The organism is Rhodoferax mekongensis, assembly GCF_032191775.1.
In the GTDB taxonomy this organism is placed as follows: domain Bacteria; phylum Pseudomonadota; class Gammaproteobacteria; order Burkholderiales; family Burkholderiaceae_C; genus Allorhodoferax; species Allorhodoferax mekongensis.
The window spans coordinates 1,960,164-1,978,096 of sequence record NZ_CP132507.1 but is presented as its reverse complement, the minus strand read 5'-3'; the positions used below and the strand labels follow the sequence as shown (position 1 = coordinate 1,978,096).

At 57.8% G+C, this 17,933-nt stretch carries 19 protein-coding genes; 4 read left to right on the top strand and 15 right to left on the bottom strand.

The annotated features are described in order from the left end of the window. Positions 1-15 precede the first annotated feature (15 nt). The 6 genes from glnL to RAN89_RS09555 form a co-directional block, all read right to left on the bottom strand. Positions 16-1,065 (bottom strand): nitrogen regulation protein NR(II), encoded by a 1,050-nt coding sequence (gene glnL, locus RAN89_RS09580; protein WP_087496988.1) that lies wholly within the window; start codon positions 1,063-1,065, stop codon positions 16-18. A gap of 71 nt (positions 1,066-1,136) precedes the next feature. Then, entirely contained in the window at positions 1,137-1,646 is a 510-nt protein-coding gene (locus RAN89_RS09575; protein WP_313866118.1) for a hypothetical protein, read from the bottom strand. A 186-nt stretch (positions 1,647-1,832) separates the two neighbouring features. Beyond that, on the bottom strand, positions 1,833-3,248 hold the full coding sequence (gene glnA / locus RAN89_RS09570; RefSeq protein ID WP_313866117.1) for a type I glutamate--ammonia ligase: 1,416 nt from the start codon (positions 3,246-3,248) through the stop codon (positions 1,833-1,835). 226 nt (positions 3,249-3,474) lie between these two features. Next, a complete protein-coding gene (locus tag RAN89_RS09565; RefSeq protein ID WP_313866116.1) occupies positions 3,475-4,281 on the bottom strand; it encodes a competence/damage-inducible protein A in 807 nt (268 codons plus the stop codon). Next, complete coding sequence (locus RAN89_RS09560; RefSeq protein ID WP_313866115.1) at positions 4,278-5,138, bottom strand: EI24 domain-containing protein; 861 nt, start codon at positions 5,136-5,138, stop codon at positions 4,278-4,280. The genes RAN89_RS09565 and RAN89_RS09560 overlap by 4 nt, the downstream gene beginning before the upstream one ends. 4 nt (positions 5,139-5,142) lie before the next feature. Further along, positions 5,143-5,892: a 16S rRNA pseudouridine(516) synthase gene (locus RAN89_RS09555; RefSeq protein ID WP_313866114.1), complete on the bottom strand. Its 750-nt coding sequence runs from the start codon at positions 5,890-5,892 to the stop codon at positions 5,143-5,145. 64 nt (positions 5,893-5,956) lie between these two features. On the opposite strand from RAN89_RS09555, the gene RAN89_RS09550 reads away from it, so the two are divergent. Both RAN89_RS09550 and RAN89_RS09545 read left to right on the top strand, forming a co-directional pair. Further along, the gene (locus RAN89_RS09550; protein ID WP_313866113.1) at positions 5,957-7,486 is read left to right on the top strand and encodes an HD domain-containing phosphohydrolase; all 1,530 of its coding nucleotides are present in this window, start codon (positions 5,957-5,959) and stop codon (positions 7,484-7,486) included. A gap of 133 nt (positions 7,487-7,619) precedes the next feature. Next, a complete protein-coding gene (locus tag RAN89_RS09545; protein ID WP_313866112.1) occupies positions 7,620-8,315 on the top strand; it encodes a hypothetical protein in 696 nt (231 codons plus the stop codon). A 10-nt stretch (positions 8,316-8,325) separates the two neighbouring features. Here the strand turns inward: RAN89_RS09545 and RAN89_RS09540 are convergent, their stop codons facing one another. The 5 genes from RAN89_RS09540 to RAN89_RS09520 form a co-directional block, all read right to left on the bottom strand. Next, positions 8,326-9,888, bottom strand: a complete 1,563-nt coding sequence (locus tag RAN89_RS09540) for a cryptochrome/photolyase family protein (RefSeq protein WP_313866111.1) — start codon at positions 9,886-9,888, stop codon at positions 8,326-8,328. After that, a complete protein-coding gene (locus RAN89_RS09535; protein ID WP_313866110.1) occupies positions 9,885-11,252 on the bottom strand; it encodes a DASH family cryptochrome in 1,368 nt (455 codons plus the stop codon). The genes RAN89_RS09540 and RAN89_RS09535 overlap by 4 nt, the downstream gene beginning before the upstream one ends. Continuing rightward, positions 11,249-11,392, bottom strand: coding sequence for a DUF2256 domain-containing protein (locus RAN89_RS09530; RefSeq protein WP_428984504.1), 144 nt, complete (start codon positions 11,390-11,392; stop codon positions 11,249-11,251). The genes RAN89_RS09535 and RAN89_RS09530 overlap by 4 nt, the downstream gene beginning before the upstream one ends. Before the next feature lie 2 nt (positions 11,393-11,394). Then, positions 11,395-12,939: an FAD-binding domain-containing protein gene (locus RAN89_RS09525; protein WP_313866108.1), complete on the bottom strand. Its 1,545-nt coding sequence runs from the start codon at positions 12,937-12,939 to the stop codon at positions 11,395-11,397. 97 nt (positions 12,940-13,036) lie between these two features. Further along, entirely contained in the window at positions 13,037-13,714 is a 678-nt protein-coding gene (locus RAN89_RS09520; protein WP_346432725.1) for a transaldolase family protein, read from the bottom strand. A 486-nt stretch (positions 13,715-14,200) separates the two neighbouring features. Between RAN89_RS09520 and RAN89_RS09515 the strand changes: the two genes are divergently transcribed. Then, entirely contained in the window at positions 14,201-15,118 is a 918-nt protein-coding gene (locus tag RAN89_RS09515; protein ID WP_313866106.1) for a PfkB family carbohydrate kinase, read from the top strand. A 19-nt stretch (positions 15,119-15,137) separates the two neighbouring features. On the opposite strand, the gene RAN89_RS09510 is transcribed toward RAN89_RS09515, so the two are convergent. Further along, positions 15,138-15,287, bottom strand: a complete 150-nt coding sequence (locus RAN89_RS09510) for a hypothetical protein (protein WP_198301866.1) — start codon at positions 15,285-15,287, stop codon at positions 15,138-15,140. 62 nt (positions 15,288-15,349) lie between these two features. Between RAN89_RS09510 and arfB the strand changes: the two genes are divergently transcribed. Beyond that, positions 15,350-15,757, top strand: coding sequence for an alternative ribosome rescue aminoacyl-tRNA hydrolase ArfB (arfB, locus tag RAN89_RS09505; protein WP_313866105.1), 408 nt, complete (start codon positions 15,350-15,352; stop codon positions 15,755-15,757). 259 nt (positions 15,758-16,016) lie between these two features. Here arfB and RAN89_RS09500 read toward each other — a convergent pair whose 3' ends face one another. The 3 genes from RAN89_RS09500 to RAN89_RS09490 all read right to left on the bottom strand — a co-directional run bounded on the left by RAN89_RS09500 (position 16,017) and on the right by RAN89_RS09490 (position 17,923). Further along, positions 16,017-16,457, bottom strand: coding sequence for a hypothetical protein (locus RAN89_RS09500; RefSeq protein ID WP_313866104.1), 441 nt, complete (start codon positions 16,455-16,457; stop codon positions 16,017-16,019). Between the two features lie 109 nt (positions 16,458-16,566). Beyond that, positions 16,567-17,157 carry a hypothetical protein gene (locus RAN89_RS09495; protein ID WP_313866103.1) on the bottom strand — a complete coding sequence of 197 codons (591 nt, stop codon included), beginning with the start codon at positions 17,155-17,157 and terminating at the stop codon, positions 16,567-16,569. A gap of 301 nt (positions 17,158-17,458) precedes the next feature. Next, on the bottom strand, positions 17,459-17,923 hold the full coding sequence (locus RAN89_RS09490) for a hypothetical protein (RefSeq protein WP_313866102.1): 465 nt from the start codon (positions 17,921-17,923) through the stop codon (positions 17,459-17,461). Between the last annotated feature and the right edge of the window lie 10 nt (positions 17,924-17,933).

Below are 17,933 nucleotides of genomic sequence, written 5' to 3'. Positions count from 1 at the left end.
TTCTTTGTCTGTCTGTTACGGTAACGGAATCAAGATCTTGAAGTCCGTACGGCCTGGCACGCTGTCCACCTCGATCAGCCCGTGGTGTTGCTGAACAAAGGTTTGCGCCAGTGTGAGCCCCAGTCCGGATCCGCCATCCCTGCCCGACACCAGCGGGTAAAAAATGCGGTCTCTGATCGAATCTGGCACGCCAGGTCCGTTGTCGATGACATGCAATTCCAATGCCAACCGGTAACGCTGTTTGCCGAAGGTAATCTGGCGCGTCACGCGGGTCTTGAATGTCACACAACCGTCACCCGCAGCAATGCGCTCGGCCAGGGCCTGGCAGGCGTTGTGGGCAATGTTCAGCACGGTTTGAATGAGCTGCTCGCGGTCACCCCGGAACTCGGGGATGGAGGTGTCGTAGTCCCGCACCACGCGCAAGCCTTTGGGGAACTCGGCAAGGATCAGGGAGCGCACGCGCTCACACACCTCGTGGATATTCACATCGCCTACCAAGTGAGGCCGGCGGTGCGGCGCCAGCAGGCGGTCTACCAGGCTCTGCAGGCGATCCGCCTCATGGATGATGACCTGCGTGTACTCGGTGAGCTCAGGAGACTCCATCTCCATCTCGAGCAGTTGCGCCGCGCCACGAATGCCACCCAAAGGGTTTTTGATTTCATGGGCGAGGTTGCGGATCAGCTCTTTGTTGGTCTGGGCCTGTTCCGCGAGGCGCTCCTCGCGGTCCTGGCGGGTCTGCTGCTCCTGGGGCACCATTTCCACAATGATGTCATTGGAGAGTTCCGTACGCGTCACGATCACGTGCACGGGCATGGCATCGAGCCCGTTGCGCTTGAGCAAAGCGTCGTAACGCAAAGCCGCGAACGCGTTGTCGAGCGCGCCCTCCAGGGCACTGTGCAACTGCGCCGGTTCAGTAAACACCTCGGCAAAGTTTGAGCCGATGATGGTCCGGCGTGAGATGCCCAAGGCATCCTCCAGGGCTGCGTTCGAGAACTGCACCGAAGCATCGGCCGTGACTACTGCCACCAGCGTGGCCAGCAGGTCAAAAGAATGGAAGCGCTCCATGGGGCTTGTCCGGTGGATGAAATGAATGATTTGCCGTCAGCATAACGGCCCGGAGTCTCGCGCAGACGGACTTACTGCTTGGCAGTCGCCGCCGGCAAGCGGCCGAGTTCACGACGGATACCGGCGATGTCACTCTCATTGCGCGCGATGGCAGCTTTGAGTTCTGCCACACGATCCAGATATTTCTGGTGGTTGCGTGCCTCGGGGCCGAGCTTTTCGGGCTCACCGTTGTTGTATTCCTTTTGCAGCTCGATCTGGCGGGCCTCGGATTTCTTGAGCTCAGCCTCGAGGATCAAGCGTGCATCCGAGTCTTTGGCCCGCTGATCGGCACTGTCAATCCGCGGCGCAGAGCTCGGGGCAGACGCCACTTTCACTCCCCCGGAACCGCCGCTGGCGCCACCCGCAGGCCTTTGACCCTGGACGACTGTCACATTGCCACCGGAGATGAGCTTGCAGGTCTTGGCCTGGGCTTCGGTGACGGTGTTGGTGTATTCGTTGCCGCAGCGGTAGATGCGCTCCTGCGCTGCTACGCCCGAGATGGCGCCTGCAGTGAGCAAAAGAATCAGGAGTGTGGGTTTCATGCTGTGTCGGTGTGCGCGCTATTTTTTCATGAGCGCTGGGATTCAGTATGCGCCAAAAAGTGCCCAAGAACAAAACGCCCAAGTATCCCCGACTTGAGGGAGGCCATCTGTGAGCAAGTGTTCCATGAAAAAAGGACGGCTCGCGCCGTCCTTTTTTGCTTGTCTCAGTGCTTTGCAGCGCCGGGATTACAGGCTGAAGTACATGTCGTATTCGACAGGGTGCACAGACATGCGGTAGCGGGTCACTTCTTGCATCTTCAGGTCGATGTAGGCATCGATCATGGAGTCGGTGAACACGCCACCCTTGGTCAGGAACGCGCGGTCCTTGTCCAGAGCTTCCAAGGCCTGATCCAGGCTGTGGCACACGGTAGGCACCTTTGCATCTTCCTCGGGAGGCAGATGGTAGAGGTCCTTGGTGGCTGCTTCGCCGGGATGGATCTTGTTTTCCACGCCGTCCAGACCCGCCATCAACAAGGCTGCGAAGCCGAGGTAAGGGTTCATCAATGGATCGGGGAAACGTGCTTCCACACGACGGCCCTTGGGGTTCGCCACGAAAGGAATACGGATGGAAGCAGAACGGTTCTTGGCAGAGTAAGCCAGCTTGACCGGAGCTTCGAAGTGAGGAACCAGGCGCTTGTAGCTGTTGGTACCGGGGTTGGTGATGGCGTTCAGGGCACGTGCGTGCTTGATGATGCCGCCGATGTAGTACAGCGCGAAGTCAGACAGACCGGCATAGCCGTCGCCGGCGAACAGGTTCTTGCCGTCTTTCCACACGGACTGGTGCACGTGCATGCCGGAACCGTTGTCACCGTGGTAAGGCTTGGGCATGAAAGTAGCTGTCTTGCCGTAAGCATTGGCCACGTTGTGCACCACGTACTTTTGCAACATGGTCCAGTCAGCGCGCTCAACCAGAGTGGAGAACTTGGTGCCGATTTCGTTCTGGCCAGCGCCCGCCACTTCGTGGTGGAACACTTCAACCGGGATGCCCAGGGATTCGAGGATCAGGGACATCTCAGCGCGCATGTCTTGCGTGCTGTCAACGGGAGGAACGGGGAAGTAGCCACCCTTGACGGTGGGACGGTGACCGCGGTTGCCGCCTTCGAGCTTGGAACCGGTGTTCCAGGGAGCTTCGTACTCTTCGATTTCGTAGAAGGTGTTGTTGGCATCGGTAGACCAACGCACGCCGTCGAACAAGAAGAATTCTGGCTCGGGACCGAAGTAAGCGGTGTCACCCATGCCGGAAGCCTTCAAGTAGGCTTCTGCGCGCTTGGCGATGGAACGTGGATCGCGGTCGTAGGACTTGCCGTCGGCAGGTTCCACCACGTCGCAGTTCATGATCAGGGTAGTTTCTTCAAAGAAAGGATCGATGTTGGCTGTGCCTGGATCGGGCATCAACAACATGTCGGAAGCTTCGATACCCTTCCAGCCGGCGATGGAGGAGCCGTCGAATGCGTGGCCGGAGGTGAACTTGTCTTCGTCAAAATGCGAAACAGGCACAGTGGTGTGCTGCTGCTTACCACGGGTATCGGTGAAACGGAAGTCAACAAATTTGACTTCGTTCTCTTTCACCATCTTCATCACATCTGCGACGGTCTTGGCCATCAAATACTCCTGTTGCACGGTTGTAAAAAGATTTGCCCTGCTGTTAATGCAGCTTTTGTGCCAAAGCACGCACCAAAGCAAATTCGACAAACCGCTCTATTTTGCATCCTTAAAACCTGCTTTTGCACCCCTGCCAGAACAAAGAAACTGCCTGCAGCCCATATTGGCAACTTTCACGCACCAAAAACGTGCACCTCAAAATACGCACCAAAATAATGCATATTGATTAGCGCACCAATTCGGGGCCCAATGGCATTTCCAGTTTTCGCAGGCCCTCCAGCATCTGCGCATAGGCGGCGGGCAGATCCTGCGGGCGACCTTTCACTCCCAGCTCAATATGCTTGCCGTATTGGGGATGGTCCACGCTGGGCAGGCTGAACACCTTCACCGGGTGCTGCTGCTCCAACTGCTCCATGAGCGGGGTCAGCAAAGACTCCATGGCGCCGAACACGATGACCGACTGCTCGCGCCAGGCATCGGTTTGAAACCATGCACTGCAATGGGTATCGAGCACCCACTCGACCATGGGCCAAGCCATGACCGGAAAGCCCGGCACAAAGTGGACAGCCCCCTGCCCCGTGCCCGGATGGCTGAATCCGGGAATTTTGTTGTACGGGTTGGGAATGATGGCTGACCCGGCAGGAAACATGCCCATCTGCAAGCGGTGCACATTGTCCGGCTGGTCAGGTTCGAAAGCCGCGCCTTGCTCACGGGCCACGTCCTGCATGCGTTCCACGATGAGTGCTCGTGCTGTTTCGCTGAGCGCCAGACTTTTGCCGAGTGCCTTGGCTGCACATTGGCGGGTGTGGTCATCCGGCGTCGCGCCGATTCCACCAAAAGAGAACACGGTGTCGCCGGAGGCGAATGCCGCGGCCAATGTCGCTGTGATGCGCTCGGGGTCATCCCCCACGTAGTGCGCATAGGCCAGAGGCAAGCCACGCGCGCCCAGCAGTTCAATGGCTTTGGACAAATGCTTGTCGGCCCGCTTGCCGGAGAGGATCTCGTCCCCGATGATGATGACGCCGAATTTCATAAAAGCTCCATATCCACGGTGTCCACCACCAAGGGCATTTGGGTCGTGGCGGTGTCAGGCGAGCGCTGGGCCCGCAGGTTCTGCAACGCACTCAGTCCATAGTGGGAGAACCAGAGTGACGAGAAAGCAAAAATGAGGGTGTACAACCAGATGGACAGAGGGACCAGAAACGGCGCCAGCGCCACTGCCATGAAGCCCAGAGACCACACCAGACTGGGCGCAGCCCCCATATACCCGGTGACCACGCCCATACCTAATAGCCACCAGCGGTGGCGCTTGAAAATCTCACGGCGCTCCTCAGCGCTGGCATGGTCTGCCAAGGCGTCAAACGCCATCACGCGGTAGGTCAACCAGCCCCAGATCAGCGGCGGCAAAATCAGCACCAGGGGTGGGACAAGCCAGAGCGGCATGGACAGCACCAGCGCAAGCAAGGCAGCGATGGTAGACATGGCAGCCCAACCCACACTGGCGAAATAGGAGGCCCCGGCCGCCTTTTCCAAGGTGGGAAAGCGGCGCTTTGCGACCAATTGCACGATCATGGGTGCCATCAGCGTGGCCACCACGAACAGACAGCCCACCAGCACGAGCGGGGTGAGCATAAGGATCACGATCAGGGGAACCAGTACGGTTTTGAGTTTTCCGGCCCCCACCGACTCCAGCCAGCTCCACATCATTTGCAGCCAGTCCATGGATTCGAGCAACTGGGTCACCCAAGCGAGCAGTCCGTCCAGGTAAAAATAGCCCAAGCCTGCAGTCACGCCCACCATCAGCACCAGGGGCAACAGCGACCACAGCATGACCTTGGGGTGCAGGCAGTACACCAGCGATCGCCAGAAGGCATCCAGAACGGCATTCATGGGTTCACTCCTTGGATTGCACGGCGGCAATTTCCTCTGCACTCAGCCAGCGCCATTGGCCTGGAGCCAGGTCGGCAGGCAGCGACACGCCGCCAATGCGGGAGCGGTGCAAGCCCTCTACCCGGTTGCTGACGGCTGCCAGCATGCGCTTGACCTGGTGGTATTTGCCCTCGGTCAGGGTCAGGCGCAGATGGAATTCGCTCACCGCTTCGCAAGCTGCTGCACGGACCGGTTTGGGGTCATCGTCCAGCACCACGCCGCTCAGAAGTTTATTGACCTGCTTGTCATCCAGAGGGTGCTTCACCGTCACCTCGTACACCTTGGGCACATGGTGCTTGGGTGAGCTCATGCGGTGGATAAATTTGCCGTCATCGGTGAGCAACAGCATGCCAGTGGTGTCCTGGTCCAGCCGCCCCACGGCTTGCACGCCCTGCACCGCCGCTTTCTGGGGCCGCAGGCGCAAAGGGCTGGGCAAAAGAGTGTAGATGCTGGGGTAAGTGGAAGGCTTTTGCGAACACTCAGTGCCAGCAGGCTTATGGAGCATCAAGTAGGCCCGCTCAGCGTAGGGCCAGTCCACACCCTGCACCCTGAAACGCAAGCCTTCCGCTACAAATTCAGTAGCTGCTTGCGCAATGGTGACGGGCGCTGGACCCTCATTGGGCATATAAACCTGAACCAGGCCCTGCTGGATCAATCCGGCACACACACGGCGCGTGCCGAAACCTTGGGTATAGAGTATTTCCTGAAGCTGCATGACCGTAGTATCGCAGTGACTTCCGCTAGACTTGAAGCCTACCCTTCCAACCGGAATCTGTGCCATGACCGACGATTTGGTGTTCAGTGACGAGCTAGAGGCAGACGTTCAAACCAAGGCAGCCGCTCCATGGCAGGTTTTGGTGGTGGACGATGAGCCGGCCGTTCATGAAGTCACCAAGCTGGTGATGTCGGACTTTGAGATGGACGGCCGCGGTTTGCAATTCACCCACTGCTACAGCGCTGCCGAAGCTCGGGCTTTGCTGGCCCAACGCAACGACATCGCACTCATCCTGTTGGATGTGGTCATGGAGTCTGAACATGCCGGGCTGGAGCTGGCCAAGTACATCCGGGAAGACTTGGGCAACCTGAATGTGCGCATCGTGCTTCGCACCGGTCAACCCGGGCAGGCCCCCGAAGAGCAAGTCATCCGTGATTACGACATCAACGATTACAAGGAAAAAACTGATCTTACTCGCCGCAAACTGATCACCGTCTTTTATGCCGGCCTGCGGGCCTACCGGGATCTGATGCGGATTGAAAATGCGCGCCAGGGCCTGATCCGCTCGATCGAAGCCATTTGCGAGGTATGTGACTCCAACAACCTGCGCAGCTTTGCCTCTGCAGTGCTGGCCCAAGTGAATTCCCTCTTGGGGCTCAACGGTGAGGGCCTGTGTGCCAGCAGAGTTTCGGCATACACCGCCAATGCGGCACATGGACAGCTCAAGGTACTGGCCGTCACCGACGCCTACTCCCGTTTGATGGTGGATGACCAGGTCGCCAACCTGCCCGAAGCGGTGCAAACCGCCATCCTGGACTCCCTCTCTGCCAAAGCCAGCCGCCACGGCGAGCGTTTTTACGCTGGTTACTTCTGCACCAAAGCCGGCAGCGAGAGTCTGATTTACATGGAGTTTCCAGAGCCCATCAACGCGCAGGCCCGCGAGTTGCTGGAACTGTTCTCCCGCAATGTCGCCATCACCTATGACAGCCTGCTCCTGCGGGACGAAACAGAAAACACCCAGCGGGACACCATTACGGTGCTGGGCAATGCGATCGAGCGCCGCGACAGCGCATCCTCCCGGCACCTGGAAAGGGTCGGAGCCATTGCTGCAATGCTTGCAAAGCTCACGGGCAGCAATGAAGCAGAGGCCGAATTGATCCGCACAGCAGCCACCTTGCACGACGTGGGCAAAGCCTGTATCCCCGACCAGATACTGACCAAACCCGGACCGCTGACGGCGGAAGAATGGGATGTCATGCGCACCCATTCCAGCCAAGGGCACTTGCTGCTCTCGCGATCAGCCTCCCGGGTGCATGCCCTTGGCGCCCTCATTGCCAGTGAACACCACGAGCGCTGGGACGGCAGCGGCTACCCCGCGGGGCTCAAAGGAGAAGCCATCAGCCTGGTGGGGCGGATATCCGCGATCGCAGACGTACTTGATTCCCTTGTCAGCCCCAGCAGCTACAAACCCGCCTGGAAGCTCAGTGCTGCCCTGGACTACTTGCGACAGGGAGCCGGCAGCCATTTTGATCCCATGCTGGTCAGCGTGCTGCTGTCGCACCGGGCCGATGTTGAGCGAATTTACGAAAACTAATCAAACCAGCTCGTCAATAGTCTGGCCCACCCACTCATCCCCCTCTTGGATCCATAGCGGGGATTGCAAAAGACGGATAAACTTTTGCGGATATCAAAGGCTTCACAGAAAGCCTCACATTCAGGGTGAACTCATGTTCTTTTATTTTTTGGGCGGGTTGATAGCCGGCATTGCGGCCGCCTATTGGCGCAACCGTTACCTGCAAAGGCAACGGCGCCGCATCCCGTCTGTCTGGCCACTGAAAGTGCGCCCCATGGTCAACAGCCGGGAGCGAAAGGTGTGGTTATGGCTGACCAAGGTCATGTTTGACCAGCAGGTTCTGGTCAAGTTACCTGTAACGCGGTTCACCATTCCCTCTGAACAAACGGAGGCTACCCATTGGTACAAGCTGCTCAACGGGGTGTATTGCACATTTACCGTGTGCGGGCTGGACGGAAAAGTCATCGGATGCGTCGATGTGCCGGGACCGGGCGGCCTGTCGCTAGGGAACCAGACGCTGAAACACACCCTGCTGGAACAATGTAATGTGCGGTACTGGGTGGTAGACCCGGACAACCTCCCCCATCTGACACAAATCCGCACGGCGTTTCTCGGTGAACATGCAGCGATGGTGGCCAACGACAAGCAACTGGATACCCGTTTTCAGAACGTTCGTGAACACTTGCAGGCCGCAGTGACCCGCAGGCGCCAGAGCAAATCCGCCGAGGGCGCTGGCTCCGGATTTACTCCCCTCTCCAGCGGAGAATTTCAGGAAAGCCGGCTCGCTTCCGGCTGGGAGCTGAACTCGTTTGTGAGCCCCCTGGACAGCCGGATGGACAAGCTCCAATAGCGCTGACTGGCTAGAGGCGGTTCAGGTCTGCCCGGAGTTCGCGGGCCTTTTCCATCAGGCCTTCTTTAGTCACCGGGTCCATTTTCTTCAACTGTTGGTAGGCCATCCCGATACGGGCGTTGTGCCCGAGCTTGGGCGTGTGTCTCTCGTAAAACTCCCAGTAAAGCGAATTGAACGGGCAAGCATCCGCTCCCGTCTTGAGTTTCTTGTTGTACCGGCACCCGGAGCAATAGTCCCCCATGCGGTCGATATAGGCGGCGCTGGACACGTAAGGCTTGGTGGCAAGTCCACCGGCATCAGCGAACTGGCTCATGCCCACGGTGTTGGGCAACTCTACCCACTCAAAGGCATCGATATAAATGCCCAAATACCATGCGTGCAAGGCCGTCGGATTCAAGCCGGCCAGCAAAGCAAAGTTGCCGATGACCATGAGCCGCTGTATGTGGTGTGCATGGGCCATTTCCAAGGACTGGGTGATGGCGGCTGACATGCACGCCATGTGCGTCTTGCCCGTCCAGAACCACTCGGGCAAATCGGCAGTGTGTTCCAGAAAATTGTTGGATTCGTACCCCGGCATCTGCGCCCAGTACACGCCGCGTACGTACTCGCGCCAACCGAGTATCTGCCTGATAAACCCCTCGGCCGCAGGGAGAGGCACCCCACCGGATCGCCAGGCTGACTCCACACGCGCTACCACTTCACGCGGAGACAGCATTTTGATGTTCAGCGCAAAAGACAGCATCGAGTGAAACAGCCTCTTGGCTTCCCGGCTCATGGCATCCTGGTAGTCACCGAAATGCGGCAGCGCATGGGCGATGAACCCATCCAGTTGCTGCAGTGCCTCAACCCGGTCCACGGGCCAGCGGATAGCGTTCGCCGCCGGAAGACCAAAGGTCTTCACCCCCGCCGCCTGAATCTCTTTCCAAAGTACCCCGTGGTCATGGCTAGGCCTGAAATCGATCGGCTCAACGGGATCGCCTTTCCAAGCTTTTCGATTTTCCGCATCGAAGTTCCACTGGCCGCCCTCAGGCTCGCCATCAGAATCCAGCAACACCCGGTGGCGTACACGCATCTGGCGGTACATGGTTTCCATGAGCCAGCGTTTACCGTGTTTGAACATCTGCCTCGTCTCCAGCCGTCCGGTAAAGAAATGCTCGCTCGATACCATGCGGCTGGCATGGGTGCCGGAGGCTTCGGCCATGGCGGCGTATTCACGTAGCAATGCGTCCAAACGCCACTCGTCTGGCTCCTGGTATTCGAAATGCGTTGCTGCCAATGAATGGACTATCTTCGCGATGTTTTCCACCATCGCGTTTTCACTTTCCGGCTGGCCTATAGAGATGTAGTGCACGCGATGGCCATCGGCCCTGAGCTCGGTGGCCATGGCCCGCATGGCAGCAAAAATGGAGATGACTTTTTGGGCGTGGTGAAGCACATAGTTCGTCTCCTGGCGGACTTCCATCATCAAGTACACCACCTGGGGATCAACCGTTGCAAACCAGCTGTGTTGCGGATTGAGCTGATCCCCCAGAATCAGGCGAACGGTACGGGCAGAAGTCTGTGCTGCATTCATGACCCGGTGCTCCACAAAGCGCGGTAGGCGCCATCGGGGTCATGGTCAGCCGTTTGCTTGGCTATGTTGAAGCGACGCCCCCCACGCGGGTCAGTGCCCAAACCGGCGATGTACAGCCAGTTCCCCTGGTTGGAATACACATCAAAATCCAGCAACTGCGACTCGAACCACGCCGCGCCAGCGCGCCAATCGCAACCCAGTTCATAAATCAGGAAGCTGGCTACCACCTGCCGCATCCGGTTTGATAAGTACCCGCTGCAAGCTAATTCACGCATGCCCGCATCCACCAAGTCGCAACCAGTGCGCCCTTCTGTCCACAAGGTGAATGAGCGCCGGTGGTGAGGCACCCGCTCAGACATGGGAGCCTCCAGCAAGCCCTTTGGGCGATAGAGGCCTACACCATATTGCAGATGCAACCACCGGAAATAGTCCCGCCACAGCAGTTCAAACCATAACCAATAGCTGCCGTCCGTAGCGCCATGATTTCTCTCGTGCGCTTTGAGGGCAGCCATCATTTCCGGGGCTGACACTGCCCCCAGTGCCAACCACGGCGACCATTTGCTGGAGTAGGCCATGCCCGTCAAACCATTGCGTGTGGCCTTGTACTGCGCCACCCGGCTGGACTCCAGGTAACTTCGCAGATACGCATGGCCACCGGCACTGCCCGCGCGCACCTCATCAAGATGCAAAACTTCGTCGTTGGCATCAAAAGAGCCAGAACGCCACTGAAATGCACTGCGGGAATCAGCCACAAATTTACTGGCATCTTCCCCATCCGCAAAGTCTTCAACGAATGTCACCGTATCCGAGGTGAGGTCATAGCCCGACACATTCACGGGAGCCGGCAACGGGGTGCGGAATGGAACCTTGGCCCGCTCGACTTCGTTGCGAAAACGGGTGAATACGCCCGGCAGATTGGTCACGGAAAAAGGAAGATCTTCCGCCTTAAACAAAGTGCTTTGCCAGACGCTGTGGACCACCATGCCGGACGCCCGCAATGAGGACAATTGAGCTTCCTCATAGGGAGCCGCAATCTCTTCGCACACCAACGCGACGGCGCCACTGGTTTCACACAAACGCACCAAATCCTCCATGGCCCCACCCCGGAGAACGAGCAGCGAGACGCCCAGCGCATCCAACTCCCTCCGCAGCTCCTGCACCGTCGCAGCCCACCATGCTTTGCGGGAAGGGCTGAGGCCCGGAATGCCCCAAGCAACCTCCCGGGCAGACAAGACCGGAGCAAAAGTAACCGCTATTACCGGACGCCCCATGGCACATGCACGCGTCCAGGCAGGGTTGTCTTGCAAGCGCATGTCAGACCGGAACCAGTAAATCACCGGTGCGCCAACGTTAACAAGACTCATGATTTTTTGGTTCCTTGTTGCCGGCAACGGTCTGAGCAGTATTTGACCTCGTCCCAGACTTTTTCCCACTTCTTGCGCCATTGAAAGGGCAAGCCACACGCCACGCATGTCTTGCGGGGCAAGTCAGATTTCTTCCGCATTTTCATAACAGTTCCAATTGGGAGTGATCCGACGGAGACCTCTTGTCAGCACCGCGCGAGGATCGGAATGTTCGCGATCCGTGCTTGTGCACGATGCCCGCCTTTGCCGCCCTCACACTGGGCTGCGCACGCAGTTCAAACAGGCGCTTTTTGGCCTCACGGGTCGCCGCCTCCAAATCCACCAAAGGCTGCGGAATGTCAGGCTCCGGACCATCCACTGTCAGCCCTAGGCGGCTTTGCATGTCCAAGGGCATGCGCCAGGGCTCGAACAACCAGGCGTCCGGCACTTTGCGCATGGCAGGCAACCATCGCCTGACGAATTGGCCCTCGGGGTCCTGGTCACGTGCTTGCTTGATGGGGTTGTAAATACGCGGAATATTGATGCCCGTCGTGCCCGACTGCATCTGCAACTGGCTCCAGTGGATGCCGGGCTCATAGTCCAAAAACTCTCTGGCGAGCCATTCACCAACAGGTCGCCAGTGCAGCCACAAAGGATAGGCGGCAATGGACACAATCATGGCCCGCATGCGGAAGTTGACCCAGCCGGTTTCACGCAGCATGGCAATGCACGCATCTACCAAAGGCCAACCTGTACGGCCTGCCATCAGCACCTCGAGGCGCTCAGGGTCGTGCTCGGACTCCCGAAGGCCGTCATAACCCCGGTGCATGTTCCGGAATTCGATATCAGGCTCGGATTCCAGCTTTTGGATGAAGTGGCAATGCCAGTGCAAGCGGCTGGTGAAGGATCGCAAACCCGCCTGATGGCGCTTAAGCCCTTCTCCCGAGGCCTTTTGCGCTTGTTGCACGGCTTGCACCACCTCACGGACACTCAGGCAACCCAAGGCCAGGTAGGGCGACAGGCGTGAGCAGGCCTCGCTGGCAGAAAGGGGCGACGAAATACCCCCCCGATAGCGCGCGCTGCGATCCGTCAAGAAACTCTGCAAAACCTGCTCTGCACGCGCCCTGCCACCGGCTTGACGGTAAGGCTTGTCAGGTTCTTCCAAGCCGAGACTGGCTGCCACCGGGGGCGTGGACGCGTCCCAGGGCAACGCAATGCTGACCGCATGCAAAGAATCATCTATGCCGATCTGCGCCCCGGACATGTGCTCGGTCCATTGCAGGTGCCACACATCGCGGTTGACGACTCCACGCACCACGCCAAATTGTTTGTATTGATGCCAGACCACTCCCAGCGCTTTGCACCAACGGGAGACCGCCCGATCCCGGGCATAGCTGGCCTCATTGCCGGTTTCCTCATGGGAGTAAATGGCCATAAAAGGCGCCTCTGCGTGCAGTCGTGCCAAGACCTCCGGTGCGTCACCCACGACCAGATGCAGGCGCAGCCCTTTGTGTTTGAGCTGCACCCACAAATCCCGCAAACACTCCAGCGTGAAGTGGTAGTGCTGCGTAGACGCGTCAGCTTGGGCCCACAGCGTGGGTTCTACGCAATAGAGGCACAGCACGGGCCCCGACCGGAGGGCATGGTGCAATGCCGCGTGATCGTGTGTTCGGAGGTCGCGTTTGAACCAGACAACGCTGTAAGACATCAATGCGCTACCGGCATCCCAGCAAGATGGCTGGGTGGCGAGTATCGCGAAACTGCGTTAACCCTGCACGCGATGCGCACAAGTCCGACTGCCGCGTTTAGCGTTGGGGAATCTTCAAGCTCGCCTGGATATCGTGATCAAACTGCTGCACTGCAGTCTGGGTCAGTGCATCGGTACACCACGCTGCAAGACTGGCGGGCGGCAAGGTCACAGCAGCGGCGCCCACCGCCACCAGTTGTGCCAGGACTTCGGGCGTCTTGATGCTGGCCGCCAGCAATGCGGGCCCGTGGGCCTGCACGCGAACGCATGCCTCCATCAGTGCCCAGACGTTACGTCCGTCATTGGCCAGGCGGCCTACGTAGGGCGCTACATATTGAACGCCCTTGCTCTGGGCCCAGAGCAATTGAACCGCGTTGGACAGGCCAGTCAGCAGGATGCCTTGCTCCTCTGCCCTCACCGCGTCAATACAGGCTTCCCAATCAGGCGCACAAGGCAGCTTGATCGTTAGCCCGACATTCCGGGCGTGGGCCGCAGGTTGAAGTGTCTTGAGCCATTCTCGGGCCTGCGCAGGATTACTCTGGGGCAACTGCAACATCAATTCGGCCATGCCGTGATCCGCTGCCGCGGAAATCAAGCCCAAATACGTGGACAGGTTGACAGGAAGACCCGCTTGAAAAACAAGCGTGGGATTGGTAGTGACACCACGCATCGGCGGACAGCCCGCAGGCAGCGACCAACTATCAACGCGCGCTGAATCCAGATAAATTTTGACCATGCAACTCTCTGATAAAGACCGGCATTGACCGGTGAAGGCCTTAGAGAATAACGCTTTTGCGATGTAGAGCGTTGCGAGCTTGGAACCATCGGGTTGCATTCAAATTGCATTGCACCATGTCTACGCCTACCGCTGAAACCTGCGCACTATGAAGGAAAGCATCTGCCAGGCAACTAAGTAAAACTACTAGATTTATTTAGTTCAAAATCTGTTGTAATCCCGCAAGGTTTGCCCTTCCGCGTCTTGGTGAAAAGGCCTGCAAGAAACTGGCGTTCAAGGGCGTCAAGCGGGTATCAACATTCGCAGAAACAAGCTAAGTACGCACCTGAAAGCCGGTTTAAGCTCTAGCCATGGCGCGTTCCGGCCAACCATCCTCCATGGAATGAAATAGACGGAGACTTAACATTCAAACGCTTCACTGCCATCGGTATGGTGGATAAGGCTGTTTGAACTGAGGTCATCCGTCGCCAACGATTCTTTAAAAAAATGACAGCATCTATCTGGGTACTCGGTGAAGCATTGATGGACTGCCTCTCGCAGCCTGACGGGACTCTGCGCCCATTTATGGGCGGCAGCCCCTACAACATGGCGCGTGCAGCGGCACTGCGCGGTGCTCCGGTGGGCTATGTGAACCCGCTGTCCACTGACCGCTTCGGGCAACAACTGGGCCAGCAACTGCAAAAGGATGGCGTCCAAGTGCTGGCCGGTGAGAGTCGTTTGCCGACCTCGCTCGCTGTGGTGCAGATTACAGACGGCCAGCCTAGTTATGGCTTCTATCGCGAAGGCATCGCCGACCGGGATTACACCGCCGCGGGTGTGCTAGCCATGCTCAAAGCCCACCCACCCGGCGTGCTGCACACCGGCTCCCTGCTGTTGGTGCCGCCCGAGCACACCAAGGTGCTTGCGATCCTCCAGGGCGCCAAGGACTTGGGTTGGACCATCAGTGTGGATGTGAACCTGCGCCCCAAGCTCGCAGCTGATCTGGCTGCTTACGTGGAAGCAGTGAAGCAAGTGGCCAAGCTGGCCGACTGGATCAAGGCCAGCGACGAAGACCTGGAGTTGCTCGGCGTGCATGCACCAAGCCGGGCACAAGGTGCCCAGATTGCAGCCCTGTTCCGCGACCAAGGCGCCAGCCGCATCGCCTTGACCTTTGGCGGTCAAGGCGCCTGGCTGGAAGTGGACGGCGCTTTTGCAGATGCAGACGTACCACGCACGACCGTGGTCGACACGGTCGGCGCAGGCGATACATTCTGGGGCAATTGCCTGGGCGACTGGGTCCTCAATGCCGATGGCAAAGGACGTGTGAAGCAAACCTTGGTGGAAGCCATGCAGGCTGCGGCCATCAACTGTTCCAGGGCGGGCTGCCAGCCCCCCACCTACTCAGAAACCCAAGCGCTTCTGTAACCCGACAAGGCCTGATTCGTCAGGCCTTGTTTTTGAGCTTGCCGCGTGGCATCACTGCTGTCGTCACCGTAGCGCGCACCGGCTCGCCGCTGGACAGGGGCTTGGGCGCAGTACTGTCCTTCTTGGGCTTCTTGGACTCTTTGTTGGATTTTTGCTGACCTTTGGCCATGGGAGAGTCCTTGTTCGGGAGTGGTATGGTGCGAGGCAGTCTAACCGCCTAAGCACCCCACTGTGGCTTTTCTTTTTGACCGCTTTGTCGCGGAAGCACAGCTGATCTCCATCCGCGCTCAAGGCGCCGGTGGCCAGAACGTCAACAAAGTTTCCAGTGCCATCCATTTGCGCTTTGATATTCCGGGCTCTTCACTGCCGGACGCGATGAAAGAGCGCTTGCTGCAAAGCGCTGACGGCCGCATCACACGGGAAGGGGTCCTGATTCTCAAAGCCCAACAGCACCGCACACGCGAACTGAACCGCCAGGATGCCTACGAACGCTTGCGCGCCATCCTGGAGGCCGCTGCCATTGAGCCTCCGCTGCGTAAGGCGACGCGACCCACCTACGCATCCCGCGTGCGCAGACGGGAAGACAAAGCCCAACGCAGTGGCATCAAGCGAGCCCGCGGCAATCGCGGAGAAGAGTAGCCATCATCAGAAGGGCCGTCGGGAACGCTATCAAAAAAGGAGCTGCTCGCGCATATTCCATGAGCGCCAGCAGCCCACTTGATACAAAAAAATCCACAAAAGAAAAAAGCCGCTTGCTGATTGCCAGCAAGCGGCTTTTTCATTGAGCTGGGGTCAATTGAAAGAACCTTGGAAACCCTCATGGATATTAGCTTTCCACACGTTGCAATCCTATCTGTACCCCCTTCTGTACCCCCGCTTTCTATTCCCTACCCCCTATTTATTGGGCCTTTTTCTCTTCAGGCTTTGCCGTGTCTGTCAGGCCAACAACTTCACCAAGTTTCTTCAGCATCACAGTGATTGTGTTCGGATAGTCAAATCCTGCTCCAGTGCTGCGATCGACAACATATCCGATACCACCACCAGCCAAAATGTTTCCCCATACAGAGCCGTTAGCTTTAGAGACGACAGTTTCCTGTCCGCTCAGAACGTTGTCCTTTTTGCAGTCAACGGCTAAGTCAGCCGTGCTCTTTTGAATGGTCACGCTGCCGGGTGTAGTGACAAACCACTTTCCAGCATCGTTAGTCAAAGTACAACCGACCCCAGAAACTTCTTTTCCGTCGTGAACGGTCTGGACAGATACCGGCTGAAGTTTGGAACCGGTGATTGAGGCGCAGCCAGTCATTGCAATAACAGAGGCCAACACGACAAGTTTCAACATTTTTTCTCCCTAGGATTTGCTTTAGCTTTATTGATCCAGAGCGATCAACAAATTGGATAAAGAGTGTCTCATAGCGCACAGACCAAAACCTCCCCCAATCGGGTGAATTTCATAACGAAAAGAAAAGGCGTTGAGCCGCCACACAGAACGCCTCCTCCCTCCTCTGCTCACAATCTGCCAGCCTTTCCATTAACCGCTCATAGGTGCGCTGCCTCATGCCTTTAGGCCGCTGCCAGTCCTCTCCAATCTTTTCCTCTATGCGCCGCTGCTCTCGCCACGTCCGGGCCATCACATCCTCAGACTGAGAGCTGTACGCCACCCGCTGGCAATGCCTACAACCAAAGCGCCCGGAACGCATGTAAAGCACTGCCACCTGCCGGGCACAGCGTGGGCACTGAAACCATGGCCGCGCGCCGCCAAAGTTGCACGGCTTGTAGATCAGCTCCACCCGCTCGCTAATGCTGCGCCGCTCCCCGTCATAGGTCAGGCTGTACTCCAGCGTTACCGCGCTTTGTGGCGTTACTTTCACCCCTATGCTGCCCGTAGGCTCGCCACCTCGATTCCAGCTCCAGCTAAAGAACCTGTTTCCAGTTAACAGGCCTTTGCGTGCCCACACTCGCACGTCAATCCGTTGCAGTTGCTCGCCCTTGACCTTGTAAGCCGGTCTGCCAGCCCCTAGCCGTGATCCACCTTTTGCCATGATTGTTTCTCCACAGAAAACGAAGCCTCTTGGCTAACTCGTTGATTCCCCGCGCGTGCGCGCGTGCTGTTCACAGGGGGTCGCTTTGCTTTTCAGAGGGGCCGCCGCAGTCTTTGCACTTGTTTTGCAGAGCTGGCAGACGTGAAAAGAAAGAACAGAGAATGGCTTCTCTATAAAGGTGTCCAGATTTGAAAACATCAAACCAGAACAAAACCGGCCTATAAGTCCACTTTTGAAAACATAGCCCTGCCTTTCAGCGTCGCATGGTTTCATATCTGGACTTATAGACCTGCCCATGATTTCAAATATGGACAAGCGGGCGCGTTTTTTCAGCGTCACCCCGTCCCCCGTTGGGCAATGTCCAATCTGTTTTTTGTTTGATGTTCGGCATGGGCAAAACAACTTTGGGCCGGTAGGCTTTGGGTTGAAACCCATGCAGCGCATCTGCATCAAACTTGGACGAAACATCCAACGGGAACCAAGTCAGGGCTAACAGTTCACAGGTGTTCGGTAAGCGCCCTATCCGGGTCACATACAAAAACCCTGCATCTATCAGCTCTGACTTGCAGCGCCAAAGCGTTGTCTTTGACCTCCAGCCCCGCTTACTCATGATCGACCATGCCGCCGTCAGGTTGCCGTTGTTGTCGCCCTTGTACTGTGAGGCAACGTCCATTAGCAACTTGTAGGCATAGCCGCTCAGTCTGGTGAAGACTGGAGCCTCAAAAACGCTCCTTGGAAAGGCCACAAAAGGCTCTGTGTGCTTCATGCCCTTGTGT